A 26,661-nucleotide genomic window follows, 5' to 3' on the forward strand; every position below is an offset into this window, starting at 1 on the left:
TCTGTGGCGAGGAATTAAAAAACTATGGCCGGCCCAGCACCTGAGCCAGCACGCCGGCGAACGCCTGCGCGCCCGCTTCATCCATGGTCGACACGGTGATCCGCAATCCCTGCGCCGGCGCCTGCACGCCGAACGCTTCACCACCGCGCACCAGCCAGCCATGCCTGGCCAGCGCCAGCACGGCCGCCTGGCTGCTGCCCGGCAGCGGCAGCCACAGGTTCAAGCCATCGGCGGGACTGGCGCAAACCAGGCCTTGCGCCGCCAGCGCATCGGCCAGGATGCCGCGGCGGCGCGCATAGTCTGCGCGGGCCAGGGCCACCTGCGCCAGCACGTCCGGCGACGACAGGCAGGCGCTCACGGCATCCTGCAAGAGATGGCTGACCCAGTTCGTGCCGGGCGCCAGGCGCAGGCGCAGGCGGCGGGCGGTCTGTCCGTCGCTGGCGACGACGGCCAGGCGCAGGTCGGGGCCGAAGATCTTCGATACCGAACGGACCAGCGCCCAGCGCCGGGCGGCAGGGGGAATCACGTCCCGGTAGCCGGCGACGGACAACAGCGAAAAATGGTCGTCAACGATGACCAGCACGTGCGGATAAGCGGCCAGCACCGCGCGCAGCTGGTCCGCGCGCGCCGCGCTCAGGCTGCAGCCGGTCGGGTTGTGCGCGCGCGGCGTCACAATGACGGCTTGCGCGCCTTGCGCCAGCGCCCGTTCCAGCGCCCCGGCCTGCATCCCCTCGGCATCGACCGCCACGCCAACGGCGTGCAGCCCCGCGATGCGCAAGGTGTTGATGCTGCTGACGAAGCACGGGTCTTCCACGGCCACCTTGTCGCCCGCGACCAGGTACGCGCCCAGCAGGCGCTCGACCGCATCGACCGCCCCATTCGTCAGGGTGATGTCGTGGCCCTCAGGGCAATCGCCGGCCAGCCAGCGCCGCGCCAGGGCTTCCAGCGCCGGGTCCAGCGTGGCCTCGCCATACAGGCGCGGACGGTAGGGCTTGCGCGCCAGGGCCGCGCCGATATCGGGCAACCAGGCCAGGTTCGGATTGCCGCCGCCCAGGTCGGCCAGCGGCGAGCCGGGCAGCAAGCCTTCCTGCTCGCCGGGATCGCGCTGCGCGCGGATGGCCGTGCCCAGGCGCCCTTGCGTGACCGCGATCCCGGCCGTCACCAGGCGCTTGTACGCCAGCGACACGGTATTGCGGTTGACGCCCAAGGTCGCCGCCAGCTCGCGCACGGTCGGCAGCGCCTGGCCCGGCGGCAGTTCGCCCGCCTGCGTCAGCGCGCGGATGCTGTCGAACAGCTGCGCCGCGGTTTTCCCCGTCATCTTCATGATGGTCTCAGACATGATATATTTTGGCATAGGACAATCATACATCACTGCGGCGACTCCTGCCGCTCATTAGGCTGACACAAGGCTGACACATGAACAATGACACTCCCCTGCCCACTCCCACCATGCACGCGCAGCATGGGCGCTGGCCGCAGGCCGTTTCCGTGGACGACTTCCGCCGCAATCTGGCGGCGGTGCATGCGCGCATGGCGGCCGCATGCCAGCGGGTCGGGCGCGATCCGGCCGGCGTGCGCCTGCTGCCTGTCAGCAAGACCAAGCCCGAGGCAAGCCTGCGCCTGGCCTATGCCGCGGGTTGCCGCCTGCTGGGGGAAAACAAGCCGCAGGAAGCGGGCCGCAAGTGGGAAGCGATGGCGGACCTGGCCGACCTGCAATGGTCGGTGATCGGCCATTTGCAGACCAACAAGGCCAAGCTGGTGGCGCGCTTTGCCAGCGAGTTCCAGGCCCTCGACAGCCTGCGCGTGGCCGAGGCGCTGGAACGGCGCCTGCAGGCGGAAGGGCGCGGGCTCGACGTATTCGTGCAAGTGAACACGTCGGGCGAAGCCAGCAAGTACGGCTTGCCGCCGGACGAAGTGGCTGCTTTCCTGCGCCAGCTGCCCGCCTTCCCGGCGCTGCGGGTGCGCGGATTCATGACATTGGCCCTGTTGTCGGCGGAAGCGGTGCGTGTGCGCCGCTGCTTCGTGCTACTGCGCGAACTGCGCGACCGCCTGCGCCAGGACGCCCCGCCTGGCATCGGCCTCGACGAGCTGTCGATGGGCATGTCCGGCGATTATGAAATCGCCATCGAAGAAGGCGCCACCGTCGTGCGGGTCGGCCAGGCCATCTTCGGCGCGCGGGACACGCCGGACAGCCACTACTGGCCCACGGCGCAGACGGAGTAGGCGGCCCGACGCGCCCCGCAGGTAGCCGCGCAGTCAACCATGCCGAATGATCAAGATGACATGCATAAAGATAGCGCGTAATATTTTTACCATACTGCTCAGCTCGGCAGCACAGCTCCTGGGGAAAGGACGGCAGCGTGGCCGCGTCAAACGATCTCGCGCACTGGCGCGGACAGATTTTTTCGCGCCTGCTGCAGGTGGTGTTGCTGCTTGGCATCATCACCGCCATCCCCAGCGCCTTGCTGGCGGCGCGCGAAGCTATCTGGTCCATAGTCGCCCTCGACGTGCTGGCCATCGGCTGGGTCGGTCTCATCTGGCATCTGCGCGCCATGCCCTACCGCTGGCGCGTGTGGCAATTCCTCATCGTCGCCTACCTGGTGGGCGTGGGCCTGCTGTTGAAAATCGGCCCCGTCAGCCAGATCTACATGATGCTCATGCCCGTGCTGGCGGCCCTGCTGCTGGGGATGCGGCCAGCCTTGTCGACCCTGGCCCTGACTTCGCTGACCATCTTTTTCCTCGGCTTGCATCCCGACGTCGCCCTGCACGTGCAGGGTGTGCCCGACTCCCCCGTGCTGCGCGCGCTGATCGTGGCCCTGAACTTCCTGTTCATCGCCGCCGTGCTGACCCTGTCCTGCGCCTTCCTGCTGCGCCACCTGGAACGCAGCAGCCAGGCCCTGTCGCAGCTGAACGCCAACCTGCGCTTGACGGCCACGGCGCTGGCCCGCCTGAACGACATGGTGATGCTCGCCGAAGTGACCGATGCCCCCGGCGGCGCGGCGCCGGCCACGCGCATCATCTTCGTCAACGACGCCTTCGAGCGCAGCAGCGGCTATGCGCGCGCCGAAGTGCTGGGCCGCAGCCTGCTGTTCCAGCAGGGCCCCGCCACCGATGCGGGCGAACTGGCGCGCGTCGCCGCCGCCATGGCCAACGCCCAGCCGGCCAGGGCGGAATTGCTCAATTACAACAAGGCCGGCAAGGCGTACTGGGTCGAAGCGGAGCTGGCGCCGTTCACGGATGCGGACGGCAAGCAGACGCACTGGGTGGCCGTCGAGCGCGAAATCGACGAGCGCAAGAAATCGGAAGCGGACATCCACCGCCTGGCCTTCTACGACGTGCTGACGGGCCTGCCCAACCGGCGCCTGCTGATGGACCGCATCGGCCACCTGCTGGCCGCCGCGCCGCGAGGGAATACCATCAGCGCGCTGATGTTCATCGACCTCGACCACTTCAAGCACATCAACGACGCGCGCGGCCACGCCACCGGCGACGCGCTGCTGCGCCTGGCCGGCGAACGGCTGGCGCAGCTGATGCGCAAGGCCGACACGGTGGCGCGCATCGGCGGCGATGAATTCGTCGTGCTGCTGGCGCACCTGGCCGAAGACCTCGACAGCGCCGCCCGCGCGGCGGCCCAGGTGGCCGAGAAAATCCGCGCCGCCATCGCGCGCGACTTCGATATCGACGGGCAGTCCTATCATTGCAGCGCCAGCATCGGCGTGACCCTGCTGCCGAAGGCGGGCCAGCAGGCGCACGACCTGCTGCGCGAAGCGGACATCGCCATGTACCGCGCCAAGGCGGAAGGACGCAACGGCATCGCCTTCTTTGAAGCGGCCATGCAGGCGGGCGTGGAGCGCCGCCTGACCCTGGAACGGGCGCTGGCGCGCGCCCTCGATGCCCATGCACTGTGCATGCACGTGCAGCCGCAGGTCGACCGCCATGGCCGGGTGACGGGCGCCGAATTGCTGATGCGCTGGCCGCAGGCGGACGGCAGCCATATCGCGCCCGGCATCTTCATTCCCATCGCCGAGGAATCGGGGCTGATCGTCAGGCTCGGGCACTGGGCACTGCGCGAGGCGTGCCGCGCCGCCAGCCTGCTGGCGCGGGCGGGGCAGCCCGTCGCCCTGTCTGTAAATGTCAGTCCGGCCCAGTTTCGCCAGCCCGATTTCGCCGCCCGCGTGCAGGCGGCGCTGGCCGAACACGGCACGCCGGCCGGCGCCCTGATCCTGGAACTGACGGAAGGCCTGCTGATCGACCAGCGCGACGCCTCGCTGGCGCGCATGCGCGAATTGGCGGCCCTGGGCATCCGCTTTTCCATCGACGATTTCGGCACCGGCTATTCCAGCCTCGCCTACCTGACCTCGATGCCGCTGTACGAACTCAAAATCGACAAGCGCTTCATCGACGACACGCCGCACGATGCGCGCGACACGGCCATCGTGCAAGCGATACTGGCCATGGCGCGCCACCTGGGCTTGCGCGTGGTGGCCGAAGGCGTGGAAACGCAGGAGCAGGCCGACTTCCTGCTCGCCCACGATTGCGACGGCTTGCAAGGCTACCTGTATGCGCGGCCCATGCCTCTGGACGACTTTCTGGCCTGGCTGGCCCGGTATCAGGCTTAGCTTTCCGACATTTCCTGTACGAAACTCCTCCGCTAGAATACCGGCCTCATAGCCTGTACCTTCACCATCCCCTTTGATTAAAGTGATCCCCGATGCGTCTGGTTCTTCCCCTGCTGCCGCTCCTGCTGCTCTCTCTGCTCCCCGCCGCCCATGCGGCTCCATCCACCGCACCCACGCCCATCACCCTGGACCAGGCCATGGCCGATCCCGACTGGATCGGCACGCCCGTCGAAGCGGCATGGTGGGGCTGGAATGGCCAGCTCTACTACAAGCAGAAACGCCTCGGCTCGCCCCTGCGCGACACCTATCAATTGCCGAGCGCGAACGCCAAATTCAATAGCGGCAAGAAGGTCGACGATGCGCAGCTGGCCAATCTCGACGGCCAGCACATGGTGGTCAACCGGGCCGGCACGCGCGCCATCCTGCTGCGCAACGGCGACTTGTTCGAGCGCGACCTGAAAAGCGGCGCCTTGATCCAGATCACGCGCGGCGTGTCCGCCATCAGCGACCCGCAATACTCCGCCGACGGCGGCGCCGTGCAATACCGCAGCGGCACAGACTGGTTCAGCTGGAACCGGCTTGACCGCCTGAGCGCCCCCGTGGCCCTGTTGCGCGCCGTCAAGGACCCGGACGCCAAGCCGGAAGCGGACGCCCTGCGCGAACTGCAGCTGCGCCTGATCGTCAACCTGGCGCGCCAGAAGGAAGACCGCGACGCCAGCCGCGAACGCCGCCATGAAGAGCGCCGCCTGGACGCCACGCGCGCACCGGAACCGATCTACCTGGGCGACAAAGTCACCATTTCCGGCAGCGCCCTGTCGCCGGACGGCCGCTGGCTGCTGTTCGTCACGCAGGACAAGGCCGCCGAAAAGGGCAAGCTGGGCAAACTGGCCCGCTACGTCACGGAAACGGGCTATCCGGAAGCGGACGACGAACGCACGCGCGTGGGCCGCAACATGCCGATCGCGCAAAGCCTGAAACTGGCCGACCTGCGCACGGGGCAGGTGCGCGACATCGCCTTCGATAACCTGCCCGGCATCGCCACCGACCCGCTGGCCGCCATGCGCGCCGAACAGAAGCTGCCGCCGCTGAAAGGCAACCGTGCCGTGCGCATCGACGCCCAGCGCGACGGCATCGCCTGGACCGACGACGGCGGCAAGGCAGCCGTGCGCATCCGCGCCATCGACAACAAGGATGGCTGGCTCGCCAACGTCGACCTGGCCAACGCCGCCCTCGTGCCCGTGCACCGCATCAGCGATGCAGCCTGGGTCAACCGCCGCGCCGACGAATTCGGCTGGCTGCCCGACAACGCCACCCTGTGGTACTTGTCCGAAGAAAGCGGCTACGCCCACCTGTACACGAAAACGGGCGCGGCCCCGGCACGCGCCCTGACCAGCGGCCAGTGGGAAGTGAGCGCCGTCGAATGGAGCCGCGACGGCAAAACCGCGTATTTCATGTGCAACCGGCAGGCGCCCGGCACGTATGAAGTGTGCGCCAGCACGGCAAAGGAGGGCGGCGCGCGCGAAGTGACGAATTTGAAAGGCGTGGAAAACTTCGGCCTGTCGCCCGATAACGGCAAGCTGCTGCTGCGCTATTCGACCAGCTATATGCCGGCCCAGCTGGCGACGATTTCCGTTGCCGGCGGCAAGGCCAGTATCCTGACGGATACGCGCAGCGACGCCTTCAAGGCGCGCAGCTGGGTCATGCCGGAACTGGTGCAATTGCCGTCCACGCATGGCGCGGCGCCGATCTGGGCCAAGCTGTACCGCCCGGCCCAGCTGGAAGCGGGCAAGAAATATCCCATCGTCATGTTTGCGCACGGCGCCGGCTACCTGCAGAATGTGACCGAGCGCTACCCCGTCTACTTCCGCGAACAGATGTTCCACAACCTGCTGGTGGAGCAGGGTTACATCGTGCTCGACGTCGATTACCGCGCTTCGCTCGGTTACGGCAGCGCCTGGCGCACGGCCATCTACCGCCAGATGGGCCACCCGGAACTGGAAGATTTCATCGACGGCGCCCACTGGCTGGCGCAGCAGCACCAGGGCGACATCAAGAACGTGGGCATCTATGGCGGCAGCTATGGCGGCTTCATGAGCCTGATGGCCCTGATGCGCGCGCCGGAAATCTTCAAGTCCGGCGCCGCGCTGCGTCCAGTGACGGACTGGACCACCTACAACCACGAGTACACGGCGAATATCCTGAACACGCCGGACGTCGATCCGCAAGCGTATAAAATCTCGTCGCCGATCGAATACGCCGACAAACTGACGGGCAATCTCCTGATCGCCCACGGCATGATCGACGACAACGTGTTCTATCAGGATTCCGTACGCCTGTCGCAGCGCTTGATCGAGCTCAAAAAGGATAACTGGGAAATGGCCAGCTACCCGATGGAGCGCCACGGCTTCGTGCAGCCGGAAGCGTGGTATGACGAGTACCGCCGCATCTATCAGTTGTTCCAGAGAACATTGAAATAAACCCCGATGCCCGCTTGATGCGGGCATTTTTCATGGACTCATTCAGTCAAACGGCACGGGCCGCGGCGTCGTGTCCGACGATGGCGGCAGGATCGGCAGCACGATGTGCGGCTGCTTGCCCGTCAGGGTTTTCAGGAAGGCCACCAGCTTGCCATTTTCATCAGGCGTAAAGGTGCGGCCCAGCTGCAAGCGGCCCATCACGTCGACGGCTTGCGTCAGGGTTGCCGCCTCGCCATCGTGGAAGTAGGGATACGTCAGCTCCACGTTGCGCAGGGTCGGCACCTTGAAATTGAAGCGGTCCGCATCCTTGCCCGTCACGGCCGAGCGTCCCTCCGCCGTCATCGCCGTCTTGTACGGCTCGACAACACCCATCTTCTGGAAGGTGTTGCCGCCCACGGCGGGACCGTTATGACAGGCGATGCAGCCGCTCGATTTGAACAGCTGGTAGCCAGCCAGCTCGTCTTTCGTCAGCGCGCTCTTCTTGCCCGACAGCCATTGGTCGAAGCGGGAACCGGGCGTCACCAGCACCTCTTCAAAGGCGGCGATGGCGCGCGTGACTTGCTCGATGGTCAATTTATCCTGGCCAAACACTTGCCTGAATTCCGCGCGGTAAGCGGGAATCGAGGCCAGCACGTCGATGGCAAGCTCGTGCGTAAAAGCCATCTCACCGGGATTGGCGATGGGGCCGCCCGCCTGCTCCTGCAAATCCTTGGCGCGGCCATCCCAGAATTGCGCCACGTTCATGCTGGAATTGAGCACGGTAGGCGAATTGATGGGTCCGCGCTGCCAGTTGTGGCCGATCGACGTCTTGATGTTGTCCGTGCCGCCCATGCTCAGGTTATGGCAGCTATTGCAGGAGATAAAGCCCGAGCGCGACAGGCGCGGATCGAAAAACAGTTTCTTGCCCAGCTCGACCATGGCCGGATTGGCCACCTTGGCGGCGGTGATCGGCTGGATCGGCTCCTTGTCGGCGGCGTGCAGCACGTTGCCGAAAGTCAGGCTGGCGATGAAGAGGAAGGGGGATAAGGTGCGGCGCATAGTCTAACTCCTGGAAACATTCCCGAATCGGCGGCGCGCGCCGGCGCGGGAATGCAGCGCACCGGCCCGGTTGCCACCCGTACATCGCTGGTTGGATGTTGATTTATATTAACTTTGACTAGTTAATAAGGAAAATGACCGGGATCAAGGTTCTGCCCAAGTGCGAATCGCGCTTGCCATTTACGCAAGCGTGGCACATGATGAACGCATGCAAACGCCAACCTACTCCGCCCTGCTGCGCGCCGCGTGCGCCAGCTTCCTGCTGCTGGCCGCCAGCGCCTGCGGCAGCGCCCCCACGCAAGATGATGCGCCGCCCGCCCCCGGCAATGCCGGCTTGCTGGCGCAGATCCAGGCGGAAGTGGGCGCCGCCGCTTGCGATTCCACCCAGCAATGCCAGACCATCGCCATCGGCGCCAAGGCTTGCGGCGGCCCCGAGCGTTATCTGGCGTGGTCCAGCAAAAGCAATGACGGCAAAAAACTCAAGGCACTGGCCCAGGCGCAAGCCGAGGCGAGCCGCAAACAGCAGCAGGCGGACGGCATGATGTCGACCTGCGCCATCATCACGGACCCGGGCGCCACTTGCCAGGCAGGGCGCTGCGTGCTGCAAAAGAGCGGCCTGGGCGGCAACTCGGCCATGTAAAAAAGCCGCTGATTCAGCGGCTTATGAGGCTCTATAACAGTTCAGTCAGGACTGCAATTGCAAGGTCTTGACGATCTTGCTTTCCACCTTCTCGCCCGCGCCCGACATGGCATTCTTGCTTTCCTTGCGCAGGAGCAATAAATGGTCGCCGCTGACGCCATACTGGCGCGTCTCGTCCGTCTTTTGCGTAAAGCTGATGACGACAAAGGCGCGCCCGCTCACATCCACGTGGAAATGGCTGGCCAGCGGCGTGCCGTCCGCCGCGATCCACACATCGAGGCCGCCTTCGAACTTCTTCACATACTTGCGGTCTTTCTCAGGCACCTTGTCGAGCGACAAGGTAAAGCTGAGCAGGCGCGCCGGCTTGCCCTTGTAGCCATCCATTTTTTCGCCGCTGAACACGGCTTCCTCGATCTCGCGCGACAGGGCATCCGCCGCCGACACCATGGCGCGCAGCTCCGTCGCCTTCATTTCCCCCAGCGCAAAGCCGATCGGCGCCTTGGCCTTCGGATCCTTCACCTTGGCGCGCTGCTCGGCCTCCACTTTCGCCAGCAGTTCCTTACTGTAGAGCACCTGCAAGCCCGCCGGCCCGCCCTCGACCGCCACCGTGGCCTGGCCGCTATCCTCTTCCGCCGCCTTGCCCTCGCCTTCGCGGCGCCAAGTTTTCGATTCGACCTGCGCCTTGATCGGCATCTGCCCCTGCAAGCGCGCCAGCGCCGCGTTCAGCTCGGCCACCCCGTCGGCCCGCGCCGCGCCGCACAACAAACCGAACAAGCCCGCCACCGCCAGGCCTTGCACTCCAATACGTCGCTGCATCGCCACATCCCTTTCGGTCATACAAGGATGCCAAAACACCATGTTTTGGCCATCTGTTGCATTTGAACACAGCCAGCTCTGGTCAGGTGGAAAGTCTTTCTGCTATAATTCGCCGCCTTGGCCTGGTAGCTCAGTCGGTAGAGCAGAGGATTGAAAATCCTTGTGTCGGTGGTTCGATTCCGCCCCGGGCCACCAAGAATAAAAAAACGCCACCTTCGGGTGGCGTTTTCTTTTGTCCGGCACCGCCGTTCCCCCCTCTGGCAAAACCGTACGCGTGACTTTTTTCTGTCGCCGCCGAACCCATTGTGCGAGAATGCCCCTCCCCACTGGATGGTGCGCATGATGATCAGACTCGCCGCAATCACAACAGGAATGACACTGCTGCTGGCAGCTTGCAAGCCCGCGGCCACGGCGCCCGCGCATGACATTCCTGCGGCAATGCACCAGACCGCGACCACCCTGCTGCAGTCGAAACTGCTGCACGCGACCTCGATAGCCGTCGTTTATCGCGGCCAGGAATTCATCCTGCATCAAGGCGAGCTGGAGACCGGCAAGGCCAATCCCCCGAACGATACAACGCTGTATGAAATCGGTTCAGTCAGCAAAACCTTTGCCGGCCTGCTGCTGGCGAACGCGGTGCTCGATGGGAAGGCGGCGCTCGACGATCCCATACAAAAATACCTGCCGGCCGCCTACCCGAACCTGCAGTCGCAGGGGCAGCCCGTGCGCTTGCGCCATTTGATCACGCACACCAGCAATATGCCGGGCATGCTGCCATTGCAGGTGAACACTGTATTGCAGGATTTCACGGCGCACGCCACGCCGGCAAAACTCAACGCAGCCTATGCCAACTACGGACAACCCCAATTCTGGCAGGACTTACATACAGTCAACATCAACGGTCCGCTGGGCAAGGACTACGCCTATTCCAGCGCCGGCACCGAACTCGTTGCGCACGCGCTCGAAACCATCTACGGCATGCCCTATGAAGTGCTGCTCACGCAATTTCTCGCGCGCGAAGCCGGCATGCACGATACCAGGCTGAGAATCGCAGCCAGGGATGCCGGCCGGCTGGCGCCCGGCTACCACAGCGACAATCCCGTCATCACGACACCGATGCCGCAACTGCCCTGGGGGGCCGCCGGCAACCTGAAGTCGACCATGCCGGATATGGCGAAGTACCTGCGCCTGCAATTGAGCGCCCATCCCGCCGTCGTCGAATCGCACAAGCCGCTGCTACGCTTTCAGGATGACTTCAGCATTGCCTATTTCTGGAACATCGGCACGAATCGCCGGCTGGGCACGCATTACGTCCACCATGGCGGTGTGCCGCGTGCGCAAGGCTACGCCTACATCGTTCCCAAATATCAGCTCGGGGTCTACATCATCACCAACCAGAGCGGCGACGCCACCGCCGGCGCCATGGAAAGCGCGCTGGCGCATATTTTCGACACCGTGGCATCCATGGAAAGCGCGCAGTAGGCCGGGCCTTGTTTGGCACATCTTCGTGCCGCTGCTTCGATTCCGCCCCGGGCCAGCAAGAATGCAGCAGTACTGATCAAAACGCCACCTTCGGGTGGCGTTTTTGTTTGCTGGCGCCGAAAACAATAATGCCGTGTGACAATATGACTTAAGTTACAATCATGCAATTTTATAAACCCTATTCCCATGACTCATTTGCGTTTTGTTTCAGCGACCAGCTTGGTGCTCGCCTTGAGTGCCTGCGGCGGCGGTAGTACTTCACCGACATCGCCTCCCGCTCCTCCCCCGACACCGCCAACGCTGCCAACACCCCTGCCGCCCGAGGTCAGCGCCGTTTCGCCGGCCAGGGCCAACATCGGCATGGTCACCACCTTTACTGTTACCGGCAGCAATCTGACGGACAAGATGCAGTTTGCGTTGACGGACTGCGCAGGCATCGCCGAGCTCAGCGGGGGTAGCAGCACGCAGCGTCAATTCAGCTGCACACCGACCGGGCAATCGGGAACGCGCCAGGGTGCCGTGTCCGCGAGCGCCGGCGCCGCATCGCCATTGCACAAGCTCTCCGTCGACTATCAGGCGATTGCCGCATTCGTCACCAGCCTGAATTGGCGCTACGCCGCCCTCAAATCTGATGGCACACTCTGGGGCTGGAACCCTCTCCAGCCCGCGCCGGTCAAGATCGGCGACGGCTACGCCGATGTTGCAGTCAGCATCGCTGCCACCCTGGCCATCAAGAAAGACGGCTCGCTTTGGAGCTGGGGCAACAGCAATGACGCAGGCATCCAGGGCAATGGCACGAGCGGCTCAAACGCCACTCCTGTGCAGATCGGCAGCGATTTCGTCAAGGTCGTCGTCAAAGGCGAGAGAAGCGTCGCCGGCGAAAACGCCGAAGCCCTGAAAAAAGACGGCAGCCTGTGGGTCTGGGGCGCGCGTAGCCTGCAGCAACCCAACGCCATCGAACCTGAGCTGACGCCGCGCATGATAGACACGGGTTACGTGGATATCGCCCGTGGCAGTGGCGGGGCGTCACTGGGCCTCAAGCGCGATGGCTCGGTGTGGACATGGACGCAGAATCTGGCCGACCAGCCATTTACACCGGTCAAGATTGCGGATGGCTATATGGCGATTGCCACCAGCTACGATGCGGTCTATGGCTTGAAGGCGGATCATTCGCTGTGGAACTGGGGCGGCAACGCGCCCAACCAGTCGCCCGCCGCCACGCCCACTGCCGCCACGCCAGTCAAGGTGGGAGATGGCTTCGTCAGCATCTCGGCAGGCACCTATTATGCGCTTGCCGTCAAGTCCGACGGCACCTTGTGGGCAGGCGGCGATGGCAACAACGGCCAGTTCGGCGATGGCCAATTCAATCGCGGTGCCTTCCGGCAAGTCGGTACCGGGATTGCCGCCGCATGGGCTGGCAGCGCATGCTCCTTCATCCAGAAGACCGATGGCAGCTTGTGGGCGGCAGGCTTCTGCGACCTGGGGGATGGCAAATATACGCGCTACATGCTCACGCCGGAACCCGTCACGCTGTAATTTTCCCAACTGCCCATCCGGTCACCATCCTGGATTTAAGTTACATCAAAGGCCCGGCTCTGGCGCAGCCATGGCCGTTTCAAGGCGGCGCCAGCACAGGCGTCACTATTGAGAATGGACAAGTTCGATGAGGCCTCTGGCACTTGTATTTAGCGCGTGTGTGCTCGTTGCATGCGGTGGCGGAGGCGGTGGTGGCGACTCGTCGCCGGCCCCTGCCGCCCAGGCAGATTTGACCGTCAAATAAGCGTGTCAGGCAGCACCAGGCCCTCAGTCGCGGTGCTGCCACTCCAATTTGAACAGCCACAGCAACCTTCGGGTTGGCTGTTTGTCCTTGCACAAAACCTCCACCCCACCCGCCGCTATGTACGCAAACGTACGGACTGCGGCTGTCCAAAAGCCCATGCTGCAGGCAGACCACATCCCTTCCCGCCGCCAGCGCCCTGCGCGACACGGCGCAACGGCTACCTGATCCGATTCTCTCCGTCATACCGCCATGCGAAACTCGCGCCCGACGCCGTCGAGCCGTTCCGTACATCACGGCACACTGCCAAAGGATGCATCATGAAAACTACCCTGATATTGCTCGCGCTCGCCTCTACCCTCGCCCTGACCGCTTGCCAGCGCGAAGCACCACCCGCGCCTACCGTCGTACAAGTCGTTCCCGGCCCTGCCGGCGCGCCTGGTCCTGCCGGCGCTACCGGTGCCAAGGGCGCCGAAGCCCCTGCCGGTGCGACGGGTGCCACCGGCGCCACGGGCCAGACCGGCGACAGCGGCATGCAAGGCAACGATGGCGCCAAGGGCGACGCTGGTGTTGCCGGCGATGAAGGCGCCAAAGGAGACACGGGCGCCAAGGGCAAGACGGGCGACACGGTGATTGTCGTTCCGCAACGCTGATACGCCTCGCGCCAGACACCACAACGCCAACCCCTGCGGTTGGCGTTGTGCGTATGCGCAGTACCGCACAGTAACATCGGCCGCATCGGCCTACCCTGTAGTTATTACACAGGGAGATATCGCATGCTGACGATCATACTGATGCTGGCCCTGCTGGGCCTGGCTTTACTGTTTGCGCCCGGCCCCGTGCGCCGCGCCTTGCTTGCGCCGCACCTGCTCGCGCTGTTCAAGCGCATCTTGCCGACCATGTCCGAGACGGAACGCGATGCGCTCGAGGCGGGCACTACCTGGTGGGATGCGGACCTGTTTTCCGGCCGGCCCGACTGGCCCAAGCTGCTGGCGTACGGCCGTGCCATGCTCACTGCCGAGGAGCGCCACTTTCTTGAGCACGACGTCGAGCGGCTGTGCGAACTGGTCAACGACTGGGAAACGCAGCAGCAACTCGACTTGCCACCGCAAGCCTGGGACTACATGAAAAGCCAGGGTTTCCTCGGCATGATCATCCCGAAACAATACGGCGGCAAGCAATTCTCCGCCTACATGCATTCGCAAGTGGTGATGAAGCTGTCGAGCCGCTGCTCGGCCCTGGCCGTGACCGTGATGGTGCCCAATTCGCTGGGGCCGGCCGAACTGCTGTTGCACTACGGCACCGAAGAACAGAAGGATTACTACCTGCCGCGCCTGGCTGCCGGCACGGAGATTCCCTGCTTTGCGCTGACCAGCCCGTATGCGGGTTCCGACGCGGCCGCCATCCCCGACCTGGGCGTCGTGTGCATGGGTATGCATGAAGGGCGCGCCACTGTCGGTTTCCGCCTCACGTGGAACAAGCGCTACATCACGCTGGCGCCCGTGGCAACCTTGCTGGGCCTGGCATTCCAGACCAGCGATCCAGAACACTTGCTCTCCGACAACGATGCGCCCGGCATCACTTGCGCCCTGATCCCCGCCAGCCACGACGGCGTGGTGATCGGCCGCCGCCACCATCCCTTGAACGCCGCGTTCCAGAACGGTCCCACCTCGGGCCACGACGTCTTCATTCCCATCGACTGGGTCATCGGCGGCCAGGCGCAAGTGGGGAAAGGATGGCGCATGCTGATGGAGTGCCTGGCCGCCGGCCGCGCTATCTCTCTGCCCTCGTCCAGCGTCGGCATGGGCAAGATGGCCGTGCGCGGCACCGGCGCGTATGCGGCCGTGCGGCGCCAGTTCAACATGCCCATCGGCAAGTTCGAAGGGGTGCAGGAAGCGCTGGCCCGCATGGGCGCGAACCTGTACTTGATGGATGCGGCCCGCACCCTGGCCGCGCACGCCGTCGACCTGGGCGAAAAGCCGGCCGTCATTTCCGCCATCGTCAAATACCACGTCACGGAACGGGGGCGCGCGCTCGTCAACGATGGCATGGACATTCTCGGCGGCAAGGGCATCTGCGTGGGACCGAACAATTTCCTCGCCAGCGCCTACCAGCAAATCCCCATCGCCATCACCGTCGAAGGCGCCAACATCCTCACGCGCAGCCTGATCATCTTCGGTCAGGGTGCCATCCGCGCGCATCCCTATGTGCTCAGGGAAATGGCCGCCGTCAGCGAAAGCGACGGCCGCAAGGCCGTGCACGATTTCGATGCGGCCTTCTTTGGCCACGTGGGCTTTGTCCTGGGCAACCTGGCACGGGGACTGTGGTACGGCCTGGGCGGCGCGCGCCTGGCAGCCGTGCCCGACGACGGCGCCGCGGAACTGGCGCCCTATTACCGCGCCCTGACGCGGCTGTCGACGGCGTTTGCCGTCATGACGGATATGTCGATGTTCGTGCTCGGTGGCGAACTCAAGCGCCGGGAACGGCTGTCCGCCCGCCTCGGCGACGTGCTGGCGCAGCTGTACCTGGCTTCATCCGTGCTCAAGCGCTACGAGGACGATGGCCGTTTCGCCGCCGACCTGCCGTATGTGCACTGGTCGCTGCAAGATGCGCTGGTCAAGGCCCAGCAAGGCTTGACGGGCGTGCTCGACAATTTCCCCGCGCGCGGGCTGGCCGTGCTGCTGCGCACCCTGCTGTTCCCGTTTGGCCTGCCACACCATCCGCCATCCGACGAACTGGGCAGTGAAGTGGCGCTGGCCCTGCAAACGCCGGGCGCCGACCGCGAACGGCTGCTGGCCGACGGCCATGTCGCCAGCGACGCTGCAGACCCCGTCGCCTGCGCGGAGCGGGCGCTGGCCTTGCTGCCCGACGTGCTGCACATCGAAAAACGCCTGAAAGACACGCCCGCAGGCGCGGCCCTGCGGCACCTGCCGCAAAGCTTGTCCGCCATGCAACAGTGGCTGGCCGCAGCCAAGGCGGCAGGCGCCGTCAGCTGCCAGGAGCACAATACCTTGCTGGAATATGCGCGCCTGGCCGACGGTTTGATCCAGGTCGACGATTTTCCGGCCGACGCGGCGCAGCCGGCACACTTGCCCGTGCACGAGGCCGATACCGGCAGCCGCGCCGCCTAGGCGAATTTGCGACCTATACTGAATGGAGCGGGCGCGGTGCCCGCTCTTTGCAGAAAGGAGTCGATCATGACGCGCAAATTCATCGATTGCCGGGAATTTCCAAGCGACACACATTGCTCGGTGGCCATCTCGGCCGACAGCGAGGAAGAGCTATTGGGTATTGCCGTGGAACACGCGGTCTCGGTACACCATCACCACGACACGCCGGAGCTGCGCCAGCAGCTGCGTCAACTGTTCAAGGACGGCATGCCGCCCGAACACCTGCCCATGACGGGACAGGCCGGCAGCAGCGGGGCCTCGCACGCGCACTAGCCTGCCAGGGCTTGCGCCGGTTTCTGCAAGCGCAAGCCCAGCACGAGCGGCACCAGCGCCGCGTACACGACGATCACGGACAGCCAGACGGCGCCGGGCCAGTGCGCCCTGACGCCAAAGTAAATGCTGGAAAACACCAGCGGGCACAGCACGGACGCCAGGCTCACGGCCGAGGCCAGCACGCCCTGGAACTGGCCTTGCCGGTCCTCGGCAACTTGCCGCGTCGCCAGCGACTGCAAGGCCGGCGCGCCGATGCCGCCCAGGGCGAACACGGGCATGATGGCGAAGATCATCCAGCTGCGCGTGGCAAACGCCATGACGAGCAGCGCGACGCAGGCGCAGGCGATACCCGTCAGGATGGTGGCGCGTTCGCCCAGCAGTTTCACGGCCGGACCGGGCAAGAAGGCCTGGGCCAGCGCCTGGCACACGCCAAAAGCGCCCAGCGACAGGCCGATCCACAGCCCGTTCCACGCGAACGCGTCGTGTCCCCACAAGGCCCAGCACACACCATACACTTCGCCGGCCGCGCTGAAGGTAAAGAAGATGACGGTGATCGGCAGCAAGCTTTTCTCCGAGAAAACCCAGCGCAAGGGGCGCAAGGGATGCAATGCCGCCAGGTCGATTTTTCCGCGTGTCGGCGTTCGTGATTCGGGCAAGCTCAACCACGCCAGCAACAGATTGCCCGCATTCAAGACGGCTGCCGCCATGAACGGCAGGCGCAGCCCGTAATCGCCCAGCGCGCCGCCCAGCACGGGGCCGATGATGAAGCCTGCGCCGAACATGGCGTTGAGCAAGCCGAAGCGGCGCGCCCGCTGGTTCTCGGGAGAAATGTCGGCGATGTAGGCGGTGGCCACGGAAACGTTGGCACTCGTCAACCCAGCGATGGCGCGCCCCAGCAACAGCATCCACAGGCTGGGCGCGAAGGCGAGGAACAGGTAATTGACGGCCGCGCCCGCCAGCGACAGCAGCAGCACGGGACGCCGGCCCAGGCGGTCGCTCAACGCGCCCAGTACCGGCGCAAAGATGAACTGCATCAACGCGTACAGGGCCGTCATGATGCCGATATACGGCGCCACGTTATCGGCATGCGTGACGTCCCGCAGCAGCGCCGGCAGGATGGGGAAGACCAGGCCGATGCCGACGGCGTCCAGCACGACAGTGGCGAAAATGACGGGCAGCGCCGCCACGGGAAGGGATTTCTTCATATACTCAATCTAAATATGTACTCAGTACATAAATAGTATTCCCCATCTTGCCGCACCATCAAGCATTATCTGTACTCAGTACACTTCGTGTATGATCGGGGCAACATGACGATTCCTGCCGACCTCCGCTCCCGCAAACGCCTTGCCACCCGGCAAGCCATCTCGAATGCCGCCACGCGATTGTTCTTCGTGCACGGCTTCGAGCAAGTGACGGTGGACGAGATCGCGGCGGCCGCCAGCGTGGGACGCATGACGGTGTTCAACCATTTTCCCCGCAAGGAAGACATGTTCTTCGACCGCGAGGAAGAGGGACGCGAACTGCTGCGCGACGCCCTGCGCCAGCGCGATCCCGCCATCGCTCCCGTCGAAACCCTGCGCCTGCTGGCGCACCGCCTGGCGGCCGAGGACAGTCCCTATCTCACGTTTTCTGCCGCCGGCCAGGGCTTCATTGCCACCATCGAGGCCAGCGCTACCTTGAAAGCGCGGGCGCGGGCGATCCGCGACGAGCTGGCGCACGTGGTGGCGCAAGCGCTGGCCGACGCCACGGGGCGCGATGCGAACGATCCCCTCGCCCGCCTGGCGGCCAGCCTGCTGCTGGCCACCTGGAGCACCGCCCTCATCGAAGCGCACCGTGCCTTCGCGCAACATGGCGACGCGCAACTGGCCAAGGCCGGCTTCCTGTCCCTGGTAGACCGCGGGCACACGGGATTGAACGCCGCCATGGCGGGCACGCCCTACGCCTGAAGCGGCAGCCCCATCGTTCAGGCGGCCCATCGTCTGTCGCAGCGCAAGCCCTCGCACTTCCTTGTTTCATTTGCCAGCACCTGGGCTTGCGTACCGTCTGGTGCCTTCCTATCATGAAACCACGCGCTGGCAAACGATGCATGCAGGCCGGCACGCGGGGACAGTCCTCCTGCTTCCCGTCACCATACCCATAACCGCATGCAGCCGCTGGGAGGTACACGATGAATACCTTGACGAACGGCCAGCTCAATGAGTTGCAAGCCTCATTGAGAGGGCAACTGTTACAAACGAACGACGCCGGCTACGACAGCGCGCGCGCCGTCTGGAATGCGATGATCGACCGGCATCCGGCCCTCATCGCGCGCTGCGCGGGCACGGCCGACGTGCGCACGGCGCTGGCATATGCGCGCGACCACGGCCTGCCCCTGGCCGTGCGGGGCGGCGGCCACAATATCGCCGGCAGCGCCCTGTGCAACGATGGCCTGGTGATCGACCTGTCGGGCATGCGCTCGGTGCATATCGATCCGCAACAACGCCGCGCCCACGTCGAAGGCGGGGCCACCTTGCACGACTTCGACCACGAGGCCCAGGCGTTCGGCCTGGCCACGCCGCTGGGCATCAATTCCACCACGGGCGTGGCAGGACTGGCCCTAGGCGGCGGCTTTGGCTGGCTCAGCCGCACGCTGGGCCTGGCGGCCGACAACCTGCTGACGGCCGACGTCGTCACGGCCGACGGACAATTCCTGCATGCGAGCGCGACGGAGCATCCCGACCTGTTCTGGGCCTTGCGCGGCGGCGGCGGCAACTTCGGCGTGGTCACGCGCTTCGAGTTCCAGCTGCATCCGGTGGGGCCGCAAGTGACGGCCGGCCTCATCGTGTTTCCCTACGCGCAAGCCAAGGCGGTGCTGACGAAATACCGCGATTTCGTCGACGGCATGCCCGATGCATTGACCGTCTGGGCCGTCTTGCGCAAGGCGCCGCCGCTGCCCTTCCTGCCGCCGGAAGTGCACGGCCAGGACGTGCTGGTCCTGCCCGTCTTTTCACCCGTGCAATCTGCCGCCATGCAGGAAGCGATCGAGCGCATCGGCAGCTTCGGCCAGCCGCTGGGCATGCACCTGGGCAGCATGCCGTACACGGCCTGGCAACAGGCCTTCGATGCCCTGCTCACGCCGGGCGCGCGCAATTACTGGAAATCGCACAACTTCACGCAGCTCAGCGATGCGGCCATCGATACCGTCATCCGCCATGCCGGCAAGCTGCCGACGCCGCAATGCGAAATCTTCCTCGGCCTGCTGGGCGCGCAGGCGAGCCGGCCGGCGCCCCAGGATACGGCTTATCCGCACCGCGACGCCCTGTACGTGATGAACGTGCACACGCGCTGGGACGAGCCGGCCGATGACGCGCGCTGCATCGCCTGGGCACGCGAGTTTTTCAACGACGCGGCGCCGTATGCGACGGGCAGCGTGTACGTCAATTTCCTGACCGAGGATGAAAGCGGGCGCACGGCCGACGCGTATGGCGTGAACTATCCGCGCCTGGCGCGCATCAAGAAGCAATACGATCCCGCCAACCTGTTCCGCGCCAACCAGAACATCTGTCCGGCCGCCTAGGCTGCCACGGCGCAGCGCCTTGCAATCCCTTGATCCAGGGCAATGCAATGCGCTCGCCGCCCGCTTACAATCGCCGGCTTTGCCCCTCCTCCATGCGCCACGCTCCCGAACTTCTCCTGCCTGCCGGTTCCCTGGCCAAGATGCATGCCGCCTTCGACTATGGCGCCGACGCCGTCTACGCGGGCCAGCCCCGCTACAGTTTGCGCGTGCGCAATAACGATTTTTCGACCTTGCAAGCCTTGCAGGAGGGAATTGACGGCGCGCATGCGCGCGGCAAGCAATTCTTTGTCGCCAGCAATATCTTCGCCCACAACGCCAAGCTGAAGACGTATTTGCGCGACATGGAGCCGGTGATCGCCATGCGCCCGGACGCCCTGATCATGGCCGATCCGGGCCTGATCATGATGGTGCGCGACAAGTGGCCGGAGATTCCCGTGCACCTGTCCGTGCAGGCGAACGCCGTCAACTGGGCCGACGTGAAATTCTGGCACCGCATGGGCTTGACGCGCGTGATCCTGTCGCGCGAACTGTCGCTCGACGAGATCGAGGAAATCCGCCAGCGCTGCCCGGAAATGGAACTGGAAGTATTCGTCCACGGCGCCCTGTGCATCGCCTATTCGGGCCGCTGCCTGCTATCCGGCTACTTCAACCACCGCGACCCGAACCAGGGCACGTGCACGAATTCCTGCCGCTGGGATTACAAAGTGAAAAATGCCGCCGAAGACGCCAGCGGCGACCTGGGCGGCATGCAAGTGGTGCCGCTGGAATTCCACCAGGCGCTGGCCGAGGCCGACAACAACGCGTTTTCCGCCCTGCACCAGCAGCCGCGCCACCCGCTGGCCGACCAGCCATATTTAATTGAAGAAGCCCAGCGTCCGGGCCAGCTGATGCCGATCCTCGAAGACGAGCACGGCACCTACATCATGAACTCGAAGGACTTGCGCGCCGTGGAACACATCGAGCGCCTGGTGAAAATCGGCGTCGATTCGCTGAAGGTCGAGGGCCGCACCAAGTCGCTGTACTACGCGGCGCGCACGGCGCAAGTCTACCGCCAGGCCATCGATGACGCCATCGCGGGCCGGCCTTTCGACATCGGCTTGCTGGGCCAGCTGCAAGGCTTGGCCAACCGCGGCTATACGGATGGTTTCTACCAGCGCCACCACACGCAGGCGCACCAGAACTACATGCGCGGCGCGTCCGAGGCGGACCGCAGCCAGTACGTGGGCGACGTGCTGGGCGTGACGGACGGCTGGGCCAGGGTGGACGTGAAAAACCGCTTCGCCGTGGGCGACCGCATCGAAGCCGTGCATCCGGGCGGCAACCGCGACTTCACCATTACCCGCATGCTGGCCGACGATGGCAGCGAGATCCAGGTGGCGCCGGGCAGCGGCCACTTCGTGCGCATCGAACTCGACGGGGCCCTCGACAAGGCCTTGCTGGCGCGCTATTTGTAACCGCCAGTCTGGAGCACGGGGTGGCGAACCAGTATGTAAGTGTTTGATTTGACAAGAAAAATTCCCGCTGACACGGCCTAAATAATTTGTTTAGGCTTCAACATTGCTATACGATACGGCCACCCTGCGCCCGGGGGCCTTATCGGATTCCCGTGCGTCCCTGACACGTTCACCGGAATCCCCGATGCCACCTGCCACCTCTGCCCTGATCGCCAATGACGCCGTCGTCCTCGGCCTGCTCGCCATGACCCTGGGGGCCGTCTTCTGGACCGCTTCCCGCCCGGACGGCTTCTGGAAAAAGTTTTACACGTATATCCCCTCCCTGCTGATGTGCTACCTGATCCCGGCACTGCTCAACACGTTTGGCATCATCGACGGCAACACGTCCGGCCTGTACGCCGTGGCGCGCGATTACCTGCTGCCCAGCGCGCTCGTGCTGCTGTGCGTGGCCATCGATTTCGGCGGCATCATCCGCCTCGGCCCCAAGGCCATCATCATGTTCCTCACGGGAACCCTGGGCGTGATGCTGGGCGCCCTCGTCTCGTTCGAAGCCTTGCGTTTGATCCACCCGGAAACGGTGGCCGGCGACACCTGGCGCGGCATGACGACCGTCGCCGGCTCGTGGATAGGCGGCGGCGCCAACCAGGCGGCCATGAAGGAAGTGTTCGAAGTGGACGCCACCCTGTTCGGCCAGTTCGTCGCCGTCGACGTGCTGGTGGCCAACGTCTGGACGGCCGTGCTGCTGTTCCTGGCAGGCCGCGCGGGCGCCTTCGACCGCTGGACGGGTGCCGATTTGACGGCCATCAATGCGCTCAAGGACAGCATCGAAAGTTACCGCGCCCAGCACGCGCGCGTCGCCACCCTGACGGACATCATGATCATCCTCGGCGTGGGCCTGGGCGTGACGGGCCTGTCGCACTTCCTGGCCGCCCCCATCATCAGCTGGATCAATACCTTGCCCGCCGCATGGCGCCTGCAGGATTACAGCCTGACGTCGAACTTCTTCTGGATCGTCGTGCTGGCCACCACCTTCGGCTTGCTGCTCAGCTTTACCCGGGCGCGCAGCCTGGAAGGCGCGGGGGCATCGACCATCGGCTCGGCCATGCTGTACGTGCTGGTGGCCACCATCGGCATGCACATGGACCTCGGCGCGCTGCTCGACAAGCCGTTCTTGTTCCTGCTGGGCCTGATCTGGATCGCCGTGCATGGCGGCTTGATGCTGCTCGTCGCCAAGCTGATCCGCGCACCCCTGTTCTTCATGGCCGTGGGCTCGCAGGCGAACATCGGCGGCGCCGCGTCGGCCCCCGTCATCGCCAGCGCCTTCCACCCGGCCCTGGCGCCCGTCGGCGTGCTGCTGGCCGTGCTCGGCTATGCGCTGGGCACCTACGGCGCCTACATCACGGGCTTGATCTTGCGCAGCATGGCGGGGTGACGCCTGCCCTGGCTTGACCAGGCGATCCGCAACGACAACGCCAGCCTTCGGGCTGGCGTTGTCGTTTACCACTCGCATCGGCCGCAGACCCCTAAAAAATCACCACAATGTAGCAGAAACCCCTCAAAACCAAATTTCCGCACCATTTTCGTGCGAAATCTGCGATGATAGTTGCCCAAATAACCGATTACCTCCATGGAATTCTGATGAAATACGCATCTGCTCACGAGTATGTCCAGCATGTCGCCGCACGCAATCCAGGTCAACCCGAGTTTCTGCAAGCCGTCACCGAAGTCATGGAGAGCTTGTGGCCATTCCTGGAACAGCACCCGAAATACGCGGAACAAGGCTTGCTGGAACGCTTGATCGAGCCGGAACGCGTGGTGATGTTCCGCGTGTCGTGGGTCGATGATCATGGGCAAGTGCAAGTCAATCGCGGCTACCGCATCCAGCACAGCATGGCCATCGGGCCGTACAAGGGCGGCATCCGCTTCCACCCGTCCGTGACCCTGTCCGTACTGAAATTCCTCGCCTTCGAGCAAACGTTCAAGAATGCACTGACCACGTTACCGATGGGCGGCGGCAAGGGCGGCGCCGATTTCGATCCGAAGGGCAAGAGCCCGGGCGAAGTGATGCGTTTCTGCCAAGCCTTCGTGAGCGAACTGTTCCGCCATGTGGGTTCGGACACGGACGTGCCGGCCGGCGACATCGGCGTGGGCGGGCGTGAAGTGGGCTATATGGCCGGCATGATGAAAAAACTCAGCAACCGCGCCGACTGCGTGTTCACGGGCAAGGGCGCCAGCTTCGGCGGCTCGCTGATGCGTCCGGAAGCGACGGGCTACGGCACCGTGTATTTCGCCGAAGAAATGCTGAAAACGCGGGGCCGCTCGTTCGAAGGCATGCGCGTGTCCGTGTCCGGCTCGGGCAACGTGGCGCAATACGCGGTGGAAAAAGCCATGGCCATGGGCGCGAAAGTCATCACCGTCTCCGATTCGAGCGGCACCGTCATCGACGAGGAAGGTTTCACGCCGGAAAAGCTGGCCATCCTGATGGAAATCAAGAATCATTTGTATGGCCGGGTCAGCGATTACGCCGCGCGCACGGGCGTGCGCTTCGAGGCGGGCGTGTCGCCATGGCATGTGCCGGTCGACATCGCCCTGCCCTGCGCCACGCAAAACGAGCTGGACATCGACGCTGCGCGCACCCTGATCGCCAATGGCGTGCAATGCGTGGCCGAAGGCGCCAACATGCCCACCACCATCGAGGCCGCCAAGGCCTTCGAAGCGGCCGGCGTGCTGTACGCGCCGGGCAAGGCCAGCAATGCGGGCGGCGTGGCGACATCCGGCCTGGAAATGAGCCAGAACGCGGCCCGCATATCGTGGCCGCGCGAAGAAGTCGATGCGCGTTTGCTGCAGATCATGCAAGGCATCCACGCCGCATGCAAGCAATACGGCACGCGCGCGGACGGTTCCGTCAGCTATGTGGATGGCGCCAATATCGCCGGCTTCGTGAAAGTGGCCGATGCGATGCTGGCGCAGGGTGTCATTTAACCCCAGGACAGATACGGGGAGCATCTTGAGAATTAACGACACCTGACAAAACCGTAGCGAGCGGAAGAGAGAGGTGGCCGAGAAGCGCAACCGTACTCGGGTACGGTGAGCATCGCAGGCCGCCTATATCGACGCGCAGTAGGTTTGGTCAGGTGTCCTACGACATTTCAGGCTTCATCAGACTCTTGCGGCTGATGGTGCGGCCCGATACCATGAACTCGCCATTGCCACGGTAGTGCAGGGTTTCGGGCAACTTGGGCGAGGTGGCCACGTGGGCTTTCACGCACTCGAAAATGAAGAAGCCGCCCTTCGGATTGCCCGCCACCTGGGCCAGCTTGCATTCGAAGTTGGCGTAGCACTCGGCGATCAGGGGCGCGCCCACCTGCTCGGCCGGCTGGGGCGTCAGGCCGAAGGCCGTGAACTTGTCCGTGTCTGCGCCGCTGCAATTGCCGATGGCGACCACCTGGTCGACCATGTCGGCCGTGGGCAGGTTGATCACGCATTCCATGCTGCGCTTGATCATTTCATAGCTGTGGTTCGCGTCGGAAATGAAGCAGCCCAGCAAGGATGGCGTGAATTCCATCAGCATGTGCCAGGCCATGGTCATGACGTCGCTTTCGCCCTGCCACGTTGAACTGACCAGCACCACCGGCCCCGGTTCGAGGAAGCGCCGGATGTCGGCGACGGGATAATCTTCTTTGTGGTAATTTTTCATGCAGTCTCCAGGACGCGGTACGCCACAGCATAGCCCAACGGCGCCTTGCCGGGCGCGCGGCTGGCCGCTGGCAGCCGTATCATCCGCGCCGCGATTTGTGCCATTCGTCGCAAAATTCTCCCCAATGGAGATGTTGCACAATAGAATACACTGATCAACTACTCAAGGAAACCGTCATGCGCCCTCTGTTCCTGTTGTCAGTCCTGTCCCTTGCCTGCCTCTCCACCCTCGCGCATGCCGACGAGCAAACCCGCACGGTCGGCGCCTTCAACGCCATCGATATCCGCGGCCCCATCAGCATCGAAGTCGAATCGGGCAAGGAGCAAAGCCTGCTGCTGCGCGGCGACCAGAAATTCCTCAGCGGCGTGATCACGGAAGTGGTCGATGGCGAACTGAAAATTTCCATGAAGGACAAGGACATCAAGAAAACGGAAGGCGACCCGCGCATCATCATCACCATGCCCACCTTGCGCAAGCTGATCGCGGAAGGCGCGGGCGAAAAGATATTGACCAAGCTCAATGGTCCAAGAGTCGACATCAGCTACAAGGGCGCGGGCCGCCTGGCCGCCGATGGCCAGGTCGACTGGCTGCGCCTGAAGGCGCAAGGCGTGGGCGAAGTCGATACGAAAGCCTTGCTGGCGAAAAACGTCGACGTCAATTTCGAAGGCATCGGCTCCGTCAAGGTGTATTCCTCGGGCGAACTGAACGCCGTGGTGCGCGGCATGGGCGAACTGACGTATTACGGCAAGCCGAAGATCGTGCACAAGTCGATCGCCGGCATCGGCAGCGTCAATGCCGCCAAGTAAGATTTCCTAAAAAAAACAAGGCCATCAGGCCAGGGAGACCGCATGACCGCAACACCCGAAACCCAGGATAACGATGCGCCGCTGGTGCTGCGCGAAGACGAGGGTGGCCTGGTCACCCTGCGCCTGAACCGTCCCCTACAATTCAATGCCCTGTCGGAAGCCATGCTGACCGCGCTGCAAGAGGCGCTCGATGCCGTCGCGCAGCAGCCGCACGTGCGCTGCGTGGTGCTGGCCGCCGAAGGCAAGGCCTTTTGCGCGGGCCACGACTTGCGCCAGATGCAGGCCACGCGCCAGCTTGCGTATTATCAAACCCTGTTCGCGCAATGCTCGCGCGTGATGCAAGCCATCCAGGCCTTGCCCGTGCCCGTGATTGCCCGCGTACACGGCATCGCCACGGCGGCCGGCTGCCAGCTGGTCGCCAGCTGCGACCTGGCCGTGGCGGGCGCGTCCGCGCGCTTTGCCGTCTCCGGCATCAACGTGGGCCTGTTCTGCGCCACGCCGTCCGTGGCCCTGTCGCGCAATGTGTCGCCCAAGCGGGCCTTCGACATGCTGGTGACGGGCCGCTTCATCGACGCCGACACGGCCGCCGACTGGGGCTTGATCAACGAAACGGTGGCCGACGCGGCGCTCGACGACGCCGTGGCGCGCCTGGCGCAGCAGATCATGGCGAAAAGCCCGACGGCCATCCGCTACGGCAAGCAAATGTTTTACAAACAGCGCCAGCTGCCGCTGGACGACGCGTATGCGTATGCGGGCGACGTGATGGCGCGCAACATGATGGAAGAGGATGCGCAGGAAGGCGTCACTGCCTTTTTAGAAAAACGGCCGCCAAGCTGGGCGCGGCCGTAAAGCA

General features: G+C 64.4%; 22 protein-coding genes and 1 tRNA gene. 17 read left to right on the forward strand and 6 right to left on the reverse strand.

Annotated elements, in window-relative coordinates; translation table 11 throughout:
* Positions 1-22: 22 nt before the first annotated feature.
* Entirely contained in the window at positions 23-1,324 is a 1,302-nt protein-coding gene (ptsJ, locus tag O0881_RS16610) for a transcriptional regulator PtsJ (protein ID WP_289912647.1), read from the reverse strand.
* A gap of 92 nt (positions 1,325-1,416) precedes the next feature.
* On the opposite strand from ptsJ, the gene O0881_RS16615 reads away from it, so the two are divergent.
* From O0881_RS16615 to O0881_RS16625, 3 genes are all read left to right on the forward strand, one after another.
* Complete coding sequence (locus O0881_RS16615) at positions 1,417-2,223, forward strand: YggS family pyridoxal phosphate-dependent enzyme (RefSeq protein ID WP_099665577.1); 807 nt, start codon at positions 1,417-1,419, stop codon at positions 2,221-2,223.
* Positions 2,224-2,360: 137 nt separating this feature from the next.
* Complete coding sequence (locus O0881_RS16620; RefSeq protein WP_289912261.1) at positions 2,361-4,619, forward strand: EAL domain-containing protein; 2,259 nt, start codon at positions 2,361-2,363, stop codon at positions 4,617-4,619.
* A gap of 92 nt (positions 4,620-4,711) precedes the next feature.
* Positions 4,712-7,096 (forward strand): S9 family peptidase, encoded by a 2,385-nt coding sequence (locus O0881_RS16625; protein WP_289912262.1) that lies wholly within the window; start codon positions 4,712-4,714, stop codon positions 7,094-7,096.
* Between the two features lie 42 nt (positions 7,097-7,138).
* Here O0881_RS16625 and O0881_RS16630 read toward each other — a convergent pair whose 3' ends face one another.
* Complete coding sequence (locus O0881_RS16630; RefSeq protein ID WP_099665580.1) at positions 7,139-8,134, reverse strand: cytochrome-c peroxidase; 996 nt, start codon at positions 8,132-8,134, stop codon at positions 7,139-7,141.
* Between the two features lie 208 nt (positions 8,135-8,342).
* Between O0881_RS16630 and O0881_RS16635 the strand changes: the two genes are divergently transcribed.
* Positions 8,343-8,774, forward strand: coding sequence for a hypothetical protein (locus tag O0881_RS16635; RefSeq protein WP_289912263.1), 432 nt, complete (start codon positions 8,343-8,345; stop codon positions 8,772-8,774).
* A gap of 45 nt (positions 8,775-8,819) precedes the next feature.
* Here O0881_RS16635 and O0881_RS16640 read toward each other — a convergent pair whose 3' ends face one another.
* On the reverse strand, positions 8,820-9,590 hold the full coding sequence (locus O0881_RS16640) for a hypothetical protein (protein ID WP_289912264.1): 771 nt from the start codon (positions 9,588-9,590) through the stop codon (positions 8,820-8,822).
* 119 nt (positions 9,591-9,709) lie between these two features.
* Between O0881_RS16640 and O0881_RS16645 the strand changes: the two genes are divergently transcribed.
* Positions 9,710-9,785: transfer RNA gene (locus tag O0881_RS16645), tRNA-Phe, on the forward strand.
* A 135-nt stretch (positions 9,786-9,920) separates the two neighbouring features.
* Positions 9,921-11,072, forward strand: coding sequence for a serine hydrolase domain-containing protein (locus O0881_RS16650; RefSeq protein WP_289912265.1), 1,152 nt, complete (start codon positions 9,921-9,923; stop codon positions 11,070-11,072).
* A gap of 191 nt (positions 11,073-11,263) precedes the next feature.
* Here the strand turns inward: O0881_RS16650 and O0881_RS16655 are convergent, their stop codons facing one another.
* Complete coding sequence (locus tag O0881_RS16655; protein WP_289912266.1) at positions 11,264-11,434, reverse strand: hypothetical protein; 171 nt, start codon at positions 11,432-11,434, stop codon at positions 11,264-11,266.
* Between O0881_RS16655 and O0881_RS16660 the strand changes: the two genes are divergently transcribed.
* From O0881_RS16660 to O0881_RS16675, 4 genes are all read left to right on the forward strand, one after another.
* Positions 11,433-12,608 (forward strand): hypothetical protein, encoded by a 1,176-nt coding sequence (locus O0881_RS16660; protein ID WP_289912267.1) that lies wholly within the window; start codon positions 11,433-11,435, stop codon positions 12,606-12,608. The genes O0881_RS16655 and O0881_RS16660 overlap by 2 nt on opposite strands.
* Before the next feature lie 561 nt (positions 12,609-13,169).
* Positions 13,170-13,502 carry a hypothetical protein gene (locus tag O0881_RS16665; protein ID WP_077399256.1) on the forward strand — a complete coding sequence of 111 codons (333 nt, stop codon included), beginning with the start codon at positions 13,170-13,172 and terminating at the stop codon, positions 13,500-13,502.
* Positions 13,503-13,625: 123 nt separating this feature from the next.
* Entirely contained in the window at positions 13,626-15,980 is a 2,355-nt protein-coding gene (locus tag O0881_RS16670) for an acyl-CoA dehydrogenase (RefSeq protein WP_289912268.1), read from the forward strand.
* 66 nt (positions 15,981-16,046) lie between these two features.
* Positions 16,047-16,292, forward strand: coding sequence for a DUF1059 domain-containing protein (locus O0881_RS16675; RefSeq protein ID WP_099665586.1), 246 nt, complete (start codon positions 16,047-16,049; stop codon positions 16,290-16,292).
* Here O0881_RS16675 and O0881_RS16680 read toward each other — a convergent pair.
* On the reverse strand, positions 16,289-17,497 hold the full coding sequence (locus O0881_RS16680) for a TCR/Tet family MFS transporter (RefSeq protein WP_289912269.1): 1,209 nt from the start codon (positions 17,495-17,497) through the stop codon (positions 16,289-16,291). The genes O0881_RS16675 and O0881_RS16680 overlap by 4 nt on opposite strands.
* 105 nt (positions 17,498-17,602) lie before the next feature.
* Between O0881_RS16680 and O0881_RS16685 the strand changes: the two genes are divergently transcribed.
* The 5 genes from O0881_RS16685 (at position 17,603) to gdhA (ending at position 24,287) form a co-directional block, all read left to right on the forward strand.
* Positions 17,603-18,241, forward strand: a complete 639-nt coding sequence (locus tag O0881_RS16685) for a TetR/AcrR family transcriptional regulator (protein WP_289912270.1) — start codon at positions 17,603-17,605, stop codon at positions 18,239-18,241.
* A gap of 221 nt (positions 18,242-18,462) precedes the next feature.
* Complete coding sequence (locus tag O0881_RS16690; protein ID WP_289912271.1) at positions 18,463-19,851, forward strand: FAD-binding oxidoreductase; 1,389 nt, start codon at positions 18,463-18,465, stop codon at positions 19,849-19,851.
* Positions 19,852-19,943: 92 nt separating this feature from the next.
* Positions 19,944-21,305, forward strand: coding sequence for a tRNA 5-hydroxyuridine modification protein YegQ (gene yegQ, locus O0881_RS16695; RefSeq protein ID WP_289912272.1), 1,362 nt, complete (start codon positions 19,944-19,946; stop codon positions 21,303-21,305).
* A 184-nt stretch (positions 21,306-21,489) separates the two neighbouring features.
* Positions 21,490-22,737 carry a DUF819 family protein gene (locus tag O0881_RS16700; RefSeq protein ID WP_289912273.1) on the forward strand — a complete coding sequence of 416 codons (1,248 nt, stop codon included), beginning with the start codon at positions 21,490-21,492 and terminating at the stop codon, positions 22,735-22,737.
* Between the two features lie 206 nt (positions 22,738-22,943).
* Complete coding sequence (gdhA, locus tag O0881_RS16705; protein WP_099665596.1) at positions 22,944-24,287, forward strand: NADP-specific glutamate dehydrogenase; 1,344 nt, start codon at positions 22,944-22,946, stop codon at positions 24,285-24,287.
* A gap of 157 nt (positions 24,288-24,444) precedes the next feature.
* Here gdhA and O0881_RS16710 read toward each other — a convergent pair whose 3' ends face one another.
* Positions 24,445-25,002, reverse strand: coding sequence for a flavin reductase family protein (locus tag O0881_RS16710; RefSeq protein WP_077399216.1), 558 nt, complete (start codon positions 25,000-25,002; stop codon positions 24,445-24,447).
* Positions 25,003-25,178: 176 nt separating this feature from the next.
* Between O0881_RS16710 and O0881_RS16715 the strand changes: the two genes are divergently transcribed.
* A complete protein-coding gene (locus O0881_RS16715; RefSeq protein WP_251349266.1) occupies positions 25,179-25,808 on the forward strand; it encodes a head GIN domain-containing protein in 630 nt (209 codons plus the stop codon).
* A 42-nt stretch (positions 25,809-25,850) separates the two neighbouring features.
* Positions 25,851-26,657, forward strand: a complete 807-nt coding sequence (locus tag O0881_RS16720) for an enoyl-CoA hydratase (RefSeq protein WP_289912274.1) — start codon at positions 25,851-25,853, stop codon at positions 26,655-26,657.
* Positions 26,658-26,661: the final 4 nt, after the last annotated feature.

It is taken from the genome of Janthinobacterium sp. SUN100 (assembly GCF_030397705.1).
GTDB lineage: Bacteria > Pseudomonadota > Gammaproteobacteria > Burkholderiales > Burkholderiaceae_D > Janthinobacterium > Janthinobacterium kumbetense.